Origin of the sequence: Streptomyces caeruleatus, from assembly GCF_001514235.1 — a bacterium.
In the GTDB taxonomy this organism is placed as follows: domain Bacteria; phylum Actinomycetota; class Actinomycetes; order Streptomycetales; family Streptomycetaceae; genus Streptomyces; species Streptomyces caeruleatus.
The window spans coordinates 31,251-45,210 of the sequence record NZ_KQ948947.1 but is presented as its reverse complement, the minus strand read 5'-3'; the positions used below and the strand labels follow the sequence as shown (position 1 = coordinate 45,210).

The 13,960-nt window shown below is 72.6% G+C and carries 13 protein-coding genes; 4 read left to right on the top strand and 9 right to left on the bottom strand.

What is annotated here, in order from left to right; all coding sequences use genetic code 11:
- Window positions 1-63: 63 nt before the first annotated feature.
- Both AQJ67_RS41845 and AQJ67_RS41840 read right to left on the bottom strand, forming a co-directional pair.
- The gene (locus AQJ67_RS41845; RefSeq protein WP_062724977.1) at window positions 64-1,548 is read right to left on the bottom strand and encodes a sensor histidine kinase; all 1,485 of its coding nucleotides are present in this window, start codon (window positions 1,546-1,548) and stop codon (window positions 64-66) included.
- Window positions 1,545-2,408, bottom strand: coding sequence for a response regulator transcription factor (locus AQJ67_RS41840; protein ID WP_062724975.1), 864 nt, complete (start codon window positions 2,406-2,408; stop codon window positions 1,545-1,547). Before AQJ67_RS41840 ends, AQJ67_RS41845 begins: the two co-directional genes overlap by 4 nt.
- A gap of 192 nt (window positions 2,409-2,600) precedes the next feature.
- On the opposite strand from AQJ67_RS41840, the gene AQJ67_RS41835 reads away from it, so the two are divergent.
- The 3 genes from AQJ67_RS41835 to cpt are packed head-to-tail and all read left to right on the top strand — an operon-like array spanning window position 2,601 to window position 5,606.
- Window positions 2,601-3,206 (top strand): carbonic anhydrase, encoded by a 606-nt coding sequence (locus AQJ67_RS41835; protein WP_062724972.1) that lies wholly within the window; start codon window positions 2,601-2,603, stop codon window positions 3,204-3,206.
- A complete protein-coding gene (locus AQJ67_RS41830; RefSeq protein WP_079056519.1) occupies window positions 3,203-5,020 on the top strand; it encodes a SulP family inorganic anion transporter in 1,818 nt (605 codons plus the stop codon). The genes AQJ67_RS41835 and AQJ67_RS41830 overlap by 4 nt, the downstream gene beginning before the upstream one ends.
- 52 nt (window positions 5,021-5,072) lie before the next feature.
- Window positions 5,073-5,606 (top strand): chloramphenicol phosphotransferase CPT, encoded by a 534-nt coding sequence (gene cpt / locus AQJ67_RS41825; protein ID WP_079056518.1) that lies wholly within the window; start codon window positions 5,073-5,075, stop codon window positions 5,604-5,606.
- A gap of 184 nt (window positions 5,607-5,790) precedes the next feature.
- Here the strand turns inward: cpt and AQJ67_RS41820 are convergent, their stop codons facing one another.
- From AQJ67_RS41820 to AQJ67_RS41800, 5 genes are all read right to left on the bottom strand, one after another.
- Window positions 5,791-6,558 (bottom strand): SDR family NAD(P)-dependent oxidoreductase, encoded by a 768-nt coding sequence (locus tag AQJ67_RS41820; protein ID WP_062724967.1) that lies wholly within the window; start codon window positions 6,556-6,558, stop codon window positions 5,791-5,793.
- Window positions 6,559-6,614: 56 nt separating this feature from the next.
- Window positions 6,615-7,199, bottom strand: a complete 585-nt coding sequence (locus AQJ67_RS41815; protein WP_062724963.1) for a TetR/AcrR family transcriptional regulator — start codon at window positions 7,197-7,199, stop codon at window positions 6,615-6,617.
- Between the two features lie 124 nt (window positions 7,200-7,323).
- Window positions 7,324-7,674 carry a nitrite reductase small subunit NirD gene (nirD, locus tag AQJ67_RS41810; RefSeq protein ID WP_062724961.1) on the bottom strand — a complete coding sequence of 117 codons (351 nt, stop codon included), beginning with the start codon at window positions 7,672-7,674 and terminating at the stop codon, window positions 7,324-7,326.
- A complete protein-coding gene (gene nirB / locus AQJ67_RS41805; protein WP_062724959.1) occupies window positions 7,671-10,283 on the bottom strand; it encodes a nitrite reductase large subunit NirB in 2,613 nt (870 codons plus the stop codon). The genes nirD and nirB overlap by 4 nt, the downstream gene beginning before the upstream one ends.
- On the bottom strand, window positions 10,283-11,503 hold the full coding sequence (locus AQJ67_RS41800) for an NAD(P)/FAD-dependent oxidoreductase (protein ID WP_062724957.1): 1,221 nt from the start codon (window positions 11,501-11,503) through the stop codon (window positions 10,283-10,285). Before AQJ67_RS41800 ends, nirB begins: the two co-directional genes overlap by 1 nt.
- A 203-nt stretch (window positions 11,504-11,706) precedes the next feature.
- On the opposite strand from AQJ67_RS41800, the gene AQJ67_RS41795 reads away from it, so the two are divergent.
- Complete coding sequence (locus AQJ67_RS41795; protein ID WP_062724955.1) at window positions 11,707-12,489, top strand: sulfite exporter TauE/SafE family protein; 783 nt, start codon at window positions 11,707-11,709, stop codon at window positions 12,487-12,489.
- A gap of 34 nt (window positions 12,490-12,523) precedes the next feature.
- Here AQJ67_RS41795 and AQJ67_RS41790 read toward each other — a convergent pair whose 3' ends face one another.
- Complete coding sequence (locus AQJ67_RS41790; protein WP_062724952.1) at window positions 12,524-13,147, bottom strand: class F sortase; 624 nt, start codon at window positions 13,145-13,147, stop codon at window positions 12,524-12,526.
- Window positions 13,148-13,264: 117 nt separating this feature from the next.
- The gene (locus AQJ67_RS41785; protein WP_062724950.1) at window positions 13,265-13,789 is read right to left on the bottom strand and encodes a hypothetical protein; all 525 of its coding nucleotides are present in this window, start codon (window positions 13,787-13,789) and stop codon (window positions 13,265-13,267) included.
- Between the last annotated feature and the right edge of the window lie 171 nt (window positions 13,790-13,960).

Here is a 13,960-nt window from a genome sequence, read left to right as displayed (position 1 = left end):
TGAGAGCTGCCTGTGGGTGCCCATGCGCCCGGTCGGTCCGTGCCCGAAGGTGCCAGCCGGCGCTCACGCACGCAACACCGGCACCACCCGTTTGCGCTGTGCCGGCCGGTCGACGCCCGATTCGTGCCCCTCGCGCGGCGGCTCCGCCGACGGCAGCCGGATCACCGCGTCCAGCCCGCCCGCGGCCGAGGCGTGCAGGCTCGCCTCGCCGCCGCTCGCGTGCGCCAGACGCTGGACCAGCGACAGCCCCAGTCCGGTACCGCCCTTGGGGGCGCCCGGCGCGCGCCAGAACCGGTCGAAGGCCCGGGCGCGCTGGTCCGCCGTCATGCCGGGACCCTCGTCGGTGATGTGCAGGTCGACCCAGGCGGGGCGGGCGTCGCGCAGGGCGCGGCGGGCGGGGACGTGGAGCCGTAGCTCGACGGTCACGGTGCTGTCCGGCGGGGAGGCGCGCAGGGCGTTGGAGAGCAGGTTGTCCACGATCTGCTCGACGCCGCCGGGGACGGCGAGGACCGGTCCGACACTGCCCGCGAACAGCACCAGGGAGACCCGCCGCTGCTCGAAGAGCGGCAGCCAGGTGCGGTGCCGCTCCGCGCAGATCGCGCCCACGTCGACCGGCGCGGGCGTCGCGGAGGCCTCCTCCAGGCGGGCCATGGCCAAAAGCCCCTCCACCATCCGTGCGAGCCGGTCCGTCTCCGTCACGGCGGCCGTGAGACTGCCGAGGCCCGGGTCGCAGACGTTCGGCTCCAGGTTCTCCAGCCTCAGCCGCAGCGCGGCGAGCGGCGTCTTCAGCTGGTGGGACGCCTCGCCCGCGAACGCGCGCTGCGCGGCGAGGAGATGGGCGAGCCGGGCCGCCGTCCGGTTGAACGCGGTGGCCAGCCGGCGGACCTCGGGCGGGCCCTTCGTCATCGTCACCGGCCTGGCCCGGCCGCCCTCCGCCAACTCGTGGGTGGCACGCTCCAGTTCGCGGATCGGCCGCCCGGCCCAGCACGCGATGGCGAACCCGACCACGGCCACCGCCGTGAGCACCCCGAGCCCGCCGAGCGCCAGCAACAGCCAGACGTGATGGACGCGTTCGTGCACCGTCCGGGTCGGCAGCGTCAGCCATACGGCACCCTGGAGCCGCCCGTCGCGCTGCACCGGCCCGGCGACCGACAGGTACTCGACGCCGCCGATGGTCGACGTACGGACGTCCACCGTGGAGGTGCCCCGCAGGGCGGCCGCGATGCCGGGACGCGAGGCCAGGTTCGACGACATGATGGCGGCCAGCGGATGCGAGGTGGCGAGCAGGGCGCCCGAGGCGTCCACGACGACCACCTTCCCGCCGATCCGCTCGGCGCAGTGCGCCACCCGGCGCGCCAGATCCCGTTCGGCCCGGCCCGCGCTGAGCGACAGCGAGGCGTACGCGGAGACCGACTCGGCCTCGTCCTTCGCCGCGCCCACCACCCGCTCGCGCTCGCCGCGCGAGTACACGAAGCCCAGCGGGACCTCAAGGCAGAGCAGCACGAGCGCGGCGAGCGAGAGATAGCTGAGCAGCAGCCGGCGGGTCACGGCGAGGACACCCGCGGCCCGCCCGGCTCGGTCCGCACGGCCAGCCGGAACCCGACCCCGCGCAAGGTCTGGATCCACCCCGGGTGCCCCAACTTACGTCTGAGCGCCGCGACATGGACGTCCAGTGTCTTGGTCGGACCCTCGTAGTGCGGGTCCCACACCCGGTCCAGGATCTGCTGCCGGGAGTACACCGCACCGGGATCCTCGGTGAGCAGCGCCAGCAGCTCGAACTCCTTCGGGGTGAGGGTGACGGGGATCTCGCCGACCCAGACCTGACGGGTGCGGCGGTCCACGACGAGGGGGCCGGGGGCGCTGTACGAGGGCTGAGGGCCGGATTCCTCGTCCGCGGCGGACGGCTCGGCCTCGTACGACGGCGCGGCGGGGGACGGTGCGGCCACCGGCGCGTTCACCGCCTCCGCGCGCAGCCGCTCCACCAGCGCCTCCGTACGCCCACGCCCGCCCGACGGCTCCGCGCCCACCGGCTCGGCCACCACCGCCTCCGTGCGCTGGGTCCGCCGGGTCACCGCCCGCACCCGCGCCACCAACTCCCTTACGCTGAACGGCTTCGCCAGATAGTCGTCCGCGCCCAGTTCCAGCCCCAGCACCCGGTCGGCCTCCTCACCCCGCGCACTCAGGATGATGACCGGCACGTCCGAGACCTGTCGGATGCCGCGGCACACGTCGATGCCGTCCATGTCCGGCAACCCGAGGTCGAGCAGGACGACATCGCCGTACGGCCTTCGCAGTCCCTCGGCGCCGGTGGTCACGTGATCCACCGTCAGCCCGAAGTGCCCGAGGCCCTCGGCGAGCGGTTCGGTGATCGTCTCGTCGTCCTCGATGAGCAGCACTCGTATGCCCATGCATCCTGTCTCTCCGTGAATTTGCATTCTCTGCCCTGACGTCGACACGCTACAAGAAACAAGCGCTTGCAGGGCGTTGCGACAAAGGATGTCCAATTCCTGGACGCGCTCTGGCCTTTACTTAACCTTCCGCTGGTGTGCGCTCCCCTACGGTGCTGTCAACTGGCCGAACTCCCCATCGAGGAGGCATCGTTGAAGGCGCTGCTGGACCGTGCCCGCTCGTTCAAGCGTCGGGTCGACTTCGAGAGCGGTGAATACCGGAAACTGGCCGAGGGGCAATATCCCGAAGCCCTCTTCATTACCTGCTCGGACTCACGTGTTATTCCCGCGCTGATTACCGGCGCCCGGCCCGGAGAGATATTCGAGCTGCGCAACGCGGGCAATATCGTGCCACCGTACGGCAGCCCCGGCGTGTCCGGGGAGGCCGCCACCATCGAGTACGCACTGGAGGTGCTCGGGGTTCAGGACATCGTCGTGTGCGGTCACTCACACTGCGGTGCGATGGGCGCGCTGAAGGCGGGCGACGACCTGTCCGCGCTGCCGGGCGTGGACGCCTGGCTGGGGCTGGCCCGCCCCGACCTGACGCCGGTCCTCACGGCCGCCTCCGACGACCCGTCGCTGCCCGACGTGGCCCAGGGCAATGTCGTCAACCAGCTGAACGTACTGCGGACCTACCCGGTGGTCCGGCAGCGGCTGGACGGCGGACGGCTGCGGCTGCACGGCTGGTACTACGAGGTCGACACCGGGCAGGTGCACGAGCTGGAGGGCGACGGGCTGTTCCGGGTGCATACCGGATGAGCGGGGCGCACGCGCGCGGGCGGGGTCCGGGGCGTACGAAGCCGGCGGCGGCGAAAACGGTGCCGAGGGCCGCGACCGCGAGGACCGTGACCGCGAGGACCGCGAGGACCGCGAGGACCGCGACCGCGACGACCGCGACCGCCTCGGCCGCGGGGGCGTCGTCGGCGAAGACCGGCCCCAAGCTCGACCTGGCCAACGAGATCACCGCCTCCCTCGTCGTCTTCCTCGTCGCCCTGCCCCTGTGCATCGGCGTGGCCGTCGCCTCCGGTGTCCCCGCCGAACTCGGGATCATCTCCGGGGTGATCGGCGGTCTGGTCGTCGGTGCGGTCCGGGGCAGCACGCTCCAGGTCAGCGGGCCGGCCGCCGGGCTCGCCGCGCTGGTCGCGGAGACGGTGCTGGAGCACGGCGTGGCGATGCTCGGCGTGATCGTGCTGTTCTCCGGCATCCTCCAGATCGTCCTCGGGGTGGTGCGCCTCGGGCGGATGTTCCAGGCGATCTCCCTCGCCGTGGTCCAGGGCATGCTGGCCGGCATCGGGCTGCCGCTGATGTTCAGCCAGGCCTACCCGGTGGCCGACGCCAAGGCGCCCGGCACGCCGATCGAGAACATGGCCGGCGTTCCGGGCCTGTTCGCCGACATCCTCACCGACCCGCAGGCGATGATCGCCACGCTGCTCGGCGTCGCGACGATCGTGCTGAGCTTCGTGTGGAAGAAGGTGCCGGGCCCGGCCAAGAAGATCCCGGCCGCGCTGGTCGCGGTCGGCGTCGGCATCGCGGTCGCCGCGCTGCCCGGCGTCGAGGTGAAGACGCTCCAGGTCGGCAATCTGCTGGCGTCGGTGCAAGTGCCGGGGGCCGAGCAGTTCGCGGGGCTCGCGCAGCCCGCCATCCTCACCTCCATCCTGACCTTCACGGTGATCGCCTCGGCGGAGAGCCTGTTCACGGCGGCCGCGGTGGACCGTATGCACAGCGGCGCCCGGACCCGGTACAACACCGAACTCATCGCCCAGGGCGCCGGAAACACGGTCGCGGGCATCCTCGGCGCCCTCCCCATCACGGCGGTCGTGGCCCGCAGCTCCGCCAATGTCCAGGCCGGCGCGAAGACCCGCATCTCCCGCACCCTGCACGGCCTGTGGCTGCTCGCCTTCGCACTGCTGCTGCCGCAGGTCCTGGCCCTCATCCCGATCTCGGTACTCGCGGGCGTCCTCGTGCACAGCGGCTGGAAGCTGTTCGCGCCGGCCGAGTTCCCGAAGATGTGGCGGCAGGACCGGGGCGAGTTCGTGGTCATGACGGTGACGACGTCGGTCATCGTGGCGACGGCGCTGTTGGAAGGCGTCCTCGTCGGTCTGGCCGCCGGGATCGTGCTGGCCGCCCTGCGCATGTCGCAGACGGTGATCCGGCAGCACGTCGAGGACGACACCGCGAAGGTCGTCATGGCCGGCAACGCGACGTTCCTACGGCTGCCCCAGGTCATCGAGGCCCTGGAGGCCGCCGCGGCCTCGGGCAGGCCCCGGATCCGCCTCGACCTGACCGGCGTCACCCATCTGGACCACGCCTGCCGCAACCAGGTGGAGGAGTTCACGGCCCAGCAGCGGGGTCTTGGCCTGCGGGTGGAGCTGCTGATGCCGGGCCCGGCGAAGCAGGCTCCCACGACGACCGAGCCGACACCGGCGCCGGCGCCGACACCAGCGCCGATGCCGGCACCGCCCCCCACCTCACCCGCCGCTCCCGGCCCGGACGCCGAGTGGTTCTACCTGGACACGCGGCCCCTGCCGGACGCCGCCACCGGCTACGCGGAGCGCCCACCGCTCGTGGGCTGACCGGCGCCGAAATTCGCTTCGCTCCGTGCGGGCAGCGCCCTACTGTGACGCGATGACCACTCGGATGATCATCCTCAACGGCGGTTCCAGCTCGGGGAAGTCGGGGATCGTACGGTGTCTCCAGGCCGTACTGCCGGAGCCGTGGCTGACGTTCGGGTGCGACTCGTTCGTAGCGGCGCTGCCCGCCGGCATGCAGGCGTCGGACGCGGGGATCACCATCGGTCAGGACGGCGGGGTGAGCGTCGGGGCGGACTTCATGGAGCTCCAGGCGGCCTGGGCGGACGGCGTCGTGGCGATGGTCCGGGCGGGTGCCAGGGTCGTCGTCGACGACGTCTTCCTCGGCGGGGCGGCGACCCAGCGGCGGTGGCGGCACCATCTCGGCGACCTGGACGTGCTGTGGGTCGGCGTCCGGTGTGCGAGCGCGGTCGCGGCGGGGCGGGAGATCGCGCGCGGGGACCGGGTCCCGGGCATGGCCGCACTGCAGGCGGACCTGGTGCACGAGGGCGTCGTCTACGACCTGGAGGTGGACACCACGCACCTCGAGTCCATGGTGTGCGCGCGCACGATCGCCGCACACGTGGGCTGACCGCGGACCGCGATCTCGCCGTCGATGATCCGGCGCCGCAGGCTGGCCTGACTGGCCGACCTCCTGGTGCCGGAGGTCCTCATCGTCGCCGCCGAGGCCGCGACGGAACCCTCCGCCGTGCTGCTGGGTGGGCGCGAAGCGGCCCCCGGCCGGGAGGCGCATCACCCGCCGGTGGCCCGTACGCTCAGGCCGTGGCCCCGCTGTCCACCACCAGGTCCGTGCCGACCACCGAGGACGCGTCGTCCGAGGCCAGGTACAGGACCGCGGCGGCGATCTCGGCCGTGGACGAGACACGGCCCAGGGGGAGCGTGCTCCTCGCACGGTCGGCGCGGTCCGGCTCCGACTCGCCGGGGCGCAGGGACATCGGGGTGTCCACGGCGCCGGGGCTGACCGCGTTGATGCGGACGCCGTCGCGGATGTGGTCGAGGGCGGCGCCCCGGGTGAGGACGGAGACCGCGGCCTTGGTGGCGGCGTACGCGGCGGCGCCGGGGTGGCGGGTGTGGGCGCCGAAGGTGGAGGCGATGTTCACGATCGCGCCGCCGCCGGGCTGCGAGCGCATCTGGCGGATCTCGCACTGGAGGGCCAGGAAGACGCCGGTCAGGTTGATCGCCACCTGCTCGTGCCATTCGGACTCCGGCAGTTCTGCCAGCGGCTGCCCGCCACGGAACACCCCCGCGTTGTTGACGGCCACGTCGAGCGAGCCGTAGCGATCCACCACGGCGTCGACGAGGGCCCGCAGCTCCGTGGCGTCCGTGACGTCGGCGGTGACCGCCAGCGCCTTGCCGCCCGCCCGCTCGATCAGGGACACCGTCTCGTCGAGCGGCTCGCGGCGCCGCCCGGCCACGGCGACCTGAGCCCCCTCGGCGGCCAAGGCCACGGCGACCGCCCGGCCGATCCCCGAGCCGGCGCCGGTGACCAGCGCGGTCCTGCCGGTGAAGCGTGTCCTGGTCATCTTCTCCCCTATTATTGACCGTTCGGTTCAATATGGCGGCACAAAAAAGGAGCGGCTCAGTCGAGCAGCGCCAACGCCTGTTCCGCCGCGTCCCGCACCCGCGCCGGGTCCGCCGACGCCTTGCCCACCACACGCAGCCCCTGGAGCAGGACCAGCAGCATGCGGGCGAGCGTGAGCGGATCGTGGTCGGCGGGCAGTTCGCCCTGCGCCTGGGCGCGGATCAGCGCCGAGTGCAGCACGGTCTCCAACTGGTCCCAGTTGCGCTGCACCTGCCGGGCCGCGGCCGGGTCGTGCGGGGCGAGCTCCGCCGCCGCGTTCGTCACCATGCAGCCGTTGAGGCGCAGTTCCTCGTCGGCTGCCTCGGTCGCGTATCGGCGTACGAGCGCCCGCACCGCCGGCAGGGCGGGGCCCGGCTGGGACAACTCCCGCATGATCGGCGGGAGTCCCGCCCGGTCGTAGCGTTCCAGCGCCTTCAGGTACAGCTCGTGCTTGCTGCCGAAGGTCGCGTAGAGGCTGGCCCGGCCGATGCCCAGGTGCTCGACCAGGTCGGCCATCGACGTCGCTTCGAAGCCGCGCCGCCAGAACAGCTCAAGTGCTGCCTGGAGCGCGGCCTCGGGATCGAACTCCTTGGTCCTGGCCATGCCAGGCAGCCTAGGTTCAATCAGAACGATCAGTCAAGAAATCCGCTCTCCCCGCGGTCGGCGGATACGCGGTCGGCGGCTACGCGGCCGGCGGCTACGCGGTCGGCGGATACGCGGCCGGTGGCTACGCGGCCCGCACCTCGTACGTCGCCACCCGCACCGACTCGTCGTCCAGGCACACCCCGGTCTCCAGGTCGAACCGCTGCTTCAGCAGGGGCGAGGCGACGAACGGCCGGCCCTGGTGGGTGCCGGTCAGGCCGCGGGAGAGGACCGCCGCGCCGCCGAACGGGTCGCGGTTGTCGATGGCGTACAGCTTGCCGGAGCGGTCGCGGAACAGGGCGGCCTGACGGCCGTCGGGCAGCAGGGCCGCCACACCGCGGCCGGGGAGCAGCCGGGCCAGTTCGCAGACCGTGAACCAGCCGCTCTCCAGCTGGAGTTCGATCTTCAGGTCCGTCGTCTCGGGTGCCAGGGTCATCGCTGGGCGCTTCCTTCCAGGGGGCGGTGGCCGATGGTCAGCAGCGGCAGGTCGGGCTTGATCTGGTCGCGCTCGGGGACGAAGCCGACGACCGGGTCGGGGGTGTCCGGGGCGTTCACGAAGGACACGAACCGGGCGAGCTTCTCGGGGTCGTTGATGGTGGTCGCCCACTCGTCGGCGTAGTGCGCGACGTGGGCCGTCATCAGGGACTCCAGCTCCTCGCAGATGCCGAGGGAGTCCTCCACGACCACGTCACGGACGTGGTCCAGGCCGCCGGGGATGCGCTCCAGCCAGGTCGACGTGCGCTCCAGGCGGTCGGCGGTGCGGATGTAGAACATCAGGAAGCGGTCGATCAGCTTGATCAGCTCGGCGTCGGAGAGGTCCTGGGCCAGGAGGTCCGCGTGGCGTGGGGTCGCGCCGCCGTTGCCGCCGACGTACAGGTTCCAGCCGGCCGAGGTGGCGATGACGCCGAAGTCCTTCGACTGGGCCTCGGCGCACTCGCGGGCGCAGCCGGAGACGGCGGACTTGAGCTTGTGGGGCGACCTGAGCCCTCGGTAGCGCAGCTCCAGGTCGATCGCCATGCGGACCGAGTCCTGGACGCCGTAGCGGCACCAGGTCTGGCCGACGCAGGACTTCACCGTGCGCAGGGACTTGCCGTAGGCGTGGCCGGACTCGAAGCCGGCGTCCACCAACCGGGTCCAGATGAGGGGGAGTTGCTCGACCCGCGCGCCGAACATGTCGATCCGCTGGCCGCCGGTGATCTTCGTGTAGAGGCCGAAGTCGCGGGCGATCTCGCCGATCACGATGAGGCCCTCGGGGGTGATCTCACCGCCGGGGATGCGCGGGACGACCGAGTACGAGCCGTTCTTCTGGAGATTGGCCAGGAAGTGGTCGTTGCTGTCCTGCAGGGCGGCCTGCTCGCCTTCCAGGACGTAGCCGCTGGCGCCGATCGTCGGGGCGAGGGAGGCGATGATCGAGCCGACCGCCGGCTTGCAGATCTCGCAGCCGTCGCCGCCCTTGGCGCCGTCACGGCCGTAGCGGTCCAGGAGGTCCTGGTAGGTGTTGATCCGCAGGGCGAGGACGATCTCGTACAGCTCCTCGCGGGTCTGCGAGAAGCAGCCGCACAGGCCCTTGTCGACCTCGACGCCGGACGCCTCCAGCTCGGCGGTGACCAGCTGGCCGAGGACCTTGACGCAACTGCCGCAGGTCGTACCGGCCTTGGTGCACTTCTTCACCTCGGGCACGGTCGTGCACTGGTGGTCGGTGACCGCGCCGCGGATCGTGCCCTTGGTGACGTTGTTGCAGGAGCAGATGATCGCCTCGTCCGGCAGCGCGGACGGGCCGAGGGCGACGGGCGCTCCGGCGCCGGCCGGCAGGACCAGCGACTCGGGGGAGACCGGCGGGACCGAACCGGTGAACGCCTTCAGCGTGCCGTACGCCTCCGCGTCACCGACCAGGATGCCGCCGAGCAGCGTGCCGTCCCGGCCGATGACCAGCTTCTTGTACAGGCCCGCGCGGGAGTCCGAGTAGACGACGTCCAGGCAGTCCTCGGCGGTGCCGTGCGCGTCACCGAAGGACGCCACGTCCACGCCGAGCAGCTTCAGCTTGGTGGACAGGTCGGCGCCGGTGAAGGTCAGCTGTTCCGACTCGTCGGCGGCGATGGTCGCGGCGGCCGTCTCGGCCTGCTCGTAGCCCGGGGCGACCAGGCCGTACACCCGGCCGTCCGAGGCCAGCGCGCACTCGCCGATCGCGAAGACGTGCGGGTCGGCGACCGTACGGCACTGCTCGTCGACGGTGATGCCGCCGCGCTCGCCGACCGTCAGGCCGCAGTCGCGGGCCAGCTGGTCGCGGGGGCGGACACCGGCGGAGAACACGACCATGTCGGTGGCGAGTTCGGAGCCGTCGGAGAGCTTCATGCCGGTGACGGCACCGTCGGCGTCGACCACGATCTCCTGTGTGCCGACGCCGGTGTGGACGCTCAGGCCCATGTCCTCGATGGTGCGCAGCAGGGCCGCGCCGCCGCCCTCGTCGACCTGCACCGGCATCAGGCGCGGCGCGAACTCCACGATGTGGGAGGTCAGTCCGAGCCCCTTCAGGGCGCCGGCCGCCTCCAGACCGAGCAGACCGCCGCCGACCACGGCACCGGTCGTGCGGGTCTTCGCGTACTCCTCGATGGCGAGGAGGTCCTCGATCGTGCGGTAGACGAAGCAGCCCTTGGCGTCCTTGTTGGGGACCGGCGGCACGAACGGGTACGAGCCGGTGGCGAGGACGAGGGTCTCGTACTCGAAGACCTCGCCGGACCGGGCGGTGACCTTCTTCGCCTCGCGGTCGACGGAGACGGCCGGGTCACCGACGTACAGCTCGATGCCGTGCGTCTCGATGAACTCCATGTCCGTCATGGACAGGTCCTCGGGCGTCTTGCCCGAGAAGTACGAGGTGAGGGCGACACGGTCGTACGCCGGACGCGGCTCCTCGCACAGCACGACCACGCGGTGCGTGGCGGTCAGGCCGCGCGCGGCGAGCGCTTCGAGGAAACGCTGGCCGACCATGCCATGGCCGACGAGCACGATCGTGGGGGTGGCCTCCGTGGCCTCCGGGGTGGCGGTCATCAGGAGCCTCCATCGTTGGTGAGCAGGTGGAGCAGCGGGCCGTCGTCGGGGAGCGGCTCTGCTCCCTCCCAGGCGCGGGCGAGCGCGCCGACGGTGCCGAGTTCGCCGACGAGAACCCCGCCGACCAGGCGGTCGTCGCGGACGACGACCTTGCGGTAGGTGCCGCGGGTGGCGTCCGTGAGCTGGACGACGTCGTCCCCGGGGAGGGGCTCCGTCTCGCCGAACGCGGCGAGGTCGAAGAACCCCTCACCGGCCAGCGTCAGCCGGGTCAGCGCGCGGGTGCCGGTGTAGCGGGCGGCGGTGTCACCGGCGTCCGTGGCCAGCAACTCGGCCAGGACGTCGGCCTGTTCGAGCGCGGGCGCGGCCAGCCCGTAGACGGTGCCGTTGTGCTGCGCGCAGTCGCCGACGGCCCGGATGTGCGGGTCGGACGTACGGAGTTCGTCGTCGACGACGATGCCCTTGCGGACGTCCAGTCCCGCGGCCTGCGCGAGGCCGGCGCGCGGGCGGACGCCGCACGCCAGGACCACGATGTCCGCGTCGAGCGCGTATCCGTCGGCCATCTCCACCGAGCGGACCGCACCGCCGACGCAGCGCACGTCCCGCACCCGCAGGTCGGTGTGGACCTCGACGCCGAGGTCGCCGAGATGGCGCCGGACCAGCTTCGAGGCGGCCGGGTCGAGCTGGCGCTCCATCAGCCGCTCGGACTGCTGGGCGAGCACGACCTGCGCGCCGCGCATCGCGAGCGCCCGGGCCGCGGACACCCCGAGGAGCCCGCCGCCGATCACGACGGCCCGCACACCCGGCCGGACCGCCTTGGACAGGCCCAGGCAGTCGTCCATCGTGCGGAAGGCGTGGACGCCCTCCGGCAGTTCGTGGTCGGGCGTGAACAGGCCGCGCAGCGGCGGCAGTACCGGGTTCGAGCCGGTGGCCAGCACCAGGGTGTCGTATGCGATCTCCGACCCGTCCGCGAGATGTACGGCTCGCGCCTCGCGGTCGATGCCGGTGACCCGGCCGCGCGTCAGCTCCGCGGGCGCCGGGAGGGCGATCACCTCGGGGCTGTACCGTCCGGCCAGCACCTCGGCGAGCAGCACCCGGTTGTACGGGCGGTGCTCCTCGTCGCCGACGAGCGTCACGGGCGTGCCGAGCTCGCCGAGCCGCCGGGCGAGTCGTACGCCCGCGAGGCCGGCGCCGATCACCACCACACGCGTATTCGAGGTCATGGCATCGAGCGTGCGGTGCCGGTGTTTCCCGACCGCATCGCATCTGTTTCCCGCGAGGAACGCTGCCCTCAGCGGGCGCGAGGGGCGGGTGTGAGGGTTCCGCGGGCACGGTGCGGGCGGGCTGTGAGGTCGAGCCGGGCCGAAGCTCAGATACTCCTCATGTACATGGACGGCACACGCACCGTCTGCCTAAGGTCGCGATCATGCCCGACATATCGCTGACCATGGTCGTCGTCCTGTGCCTCGCGGCCCTCGTGGCCGGCTGGATCGACGCCGTGGTCGGAGGCGGTGGCCTCCTGCTGCTCCCGGCCCTGCTGCTGGGCCTCCCCGCGAACACCCCGGCCGCCTACGCGCTCGGCACCAACAAGGCGGTCGCGATCGTAGGCACGACCGGCGCCGCCGTGACGTACGCCCGCAAGGCGCCCGTGGACGTGCGGCTCGCCGTGCGCATTGGCCTCGCGGCGCTCGCGGGCTCCTCCGGCGGTGCCTTCTTCGCGGCCGGCATGAGCACCGAGGTGCTGAAGCCCGTGATCATGGTGGTGCTGCTCGCGGTGGCCGCCTTCGTCATCCTGCGCCCCGCCTTCGGCACCGCCCCCGCGACCGGCCCGGCCTCGCCCCGCCGGATCCTCGCCGCGATCGGCCTGGCCGGCCTCGGCATCGGCTTCTACGACGGCCTGATCGGCCCCGGCACCGGCACCTTCCTGGTCCTCGCCCTCACCGCCGTCCTCCATCTCGACCTCGTCACCGCCTCCGCCACCGCCAAGATCGTCAACTGCTGCACCAACGCCGGCGCGCTCGCCACCTTCGCCTGGCAGGGCACGGTCCTGTGGCAGCTGGCCGCGGTGATGGCCGTGTTCAACCTGGCGGGCGGCATGCTGGGGGCGCGTACGGCGCTGAAGAAGGGCAGCGGGTTCGTCCGGGTGGTGCTGCTGAGCGTGGTGTTCGCGCTGGTGGCGAAGCTGGCGTACGAGCAGTGGATCGCCTAGGGCGTGGCGCTTGGTGCGCACCGGGGGCGTGGGGTCAGCGGCTGCCGGTGAGGTGCGCGAACACGACCACGTTGCCCTGATAGCCGGTCGTCCGTGAGTAGCCGCCGCCGCAGGTGATCACCCGCAGCTCGGGCCGCGAGGCCGCGCCGTACACCTTCTCGTCGGGGAAGGCCTTCGCGTCGTACACCTCCACGGCGTCGACCGAGAAGAGGGCCGTGCCGCCGTCCCGTCGGTCCACCTCGATCGCGCTGCCCCGCTTGAGGGCGCCGAGCCGGTAGAACACGGCGGGTCCTTCGGCGTTGTCGACATGGCCGGCGACGATCGCGGTGCCGGTCTCACCGGGCGTGGTGCCGGCCTCGTACCAGCCGGCGAGGTTCTTCCGCTCGGCGGGCGGGACGTCGAGGCTGCCCGTCCTCGTCAGGCCCAGGCCCATGAGGGGGGCGTCGACGCCGAGCGAGGGGATGCGGATGCGGTCGGGAGGGGAGGGGGCGAGCGCGGGGGCGGCCGCCGGGCGGGGGTGCGGGTCGCCCTGCGCGGCCGACGGCTGCGGCGGGGCGTGCGTCGCGGTGCCGTTGCGCAGCAGCCAGGCGCCGGAGCACAGGGCCAGGACGGTGACCGCGGCTATGACGCCGTTGCCGACGTTCCTCTGGATGCGCACGGGAGCCTCCTGGGACTCTCCTCGGGCCGCCCGATCCCCCTCCGGGCCGCGAGGGGCGTCGGACCCGGAGGGGGAGGGGACATGCGGTACCGGCGGACGGACAGCGGAGGGTGTCCGTCAGATCCCGTCGCCTCTCGCCCGGCGATGCAGGAGCCAGGTACCGCCCGCGGCGGCTACGGCGAGAGCCGTCACGCCGGCCGCGGTCTGCACGGGGTCGTGGCCGAACGCGCCGCCGACCCCCGTCTGCACACTTCCTCTGGGATGCGCCTGCCCCGGCGTCGACGACAGCGTGACCACCAGGTCACCCGCCACCCGCCGACCGCCGTCGGCGCAGGTCGCGACGATCTCGTACGTCCCCGGTTGCGCGCTCGGCGGCACCCGGAACCCGCCGCCCCCGTCCTCGTCGTCCGAGCCCGGCGCCAACGTGAACGAACCGGCCCCCACCGCGCTGGCGTCCCCCGCCGCCCCGCCGTCCCGGCACGCGGAGGTGTTCACCGTGACCTCCCCGCCCGGCACCACCGACGACGGCCGCAACTGCAGATCCCCGCTCCCGTCGTCGTCCCCGTACGCGGGCGCGACGACGAGCCCCACGGCACCGACGGCCAGCGCGGTCCCGGCCAGCACACGGGCGCTACGTCGCATCGAAGCTCCTCCGAGCGCACGGACCCACGACCCGCGACACCCCCAAGTGCCGCCGCCTCGGCCGAGCCCCTGCTCTTCCGAGGTAAGGGGGTCGGGGGCGGGAGCGCTTGTCGAGAAGGCGCCGGGAACGGGGTGAACGGGTGGCGCAGGGGAGGGCGCGGGCCGCCGATA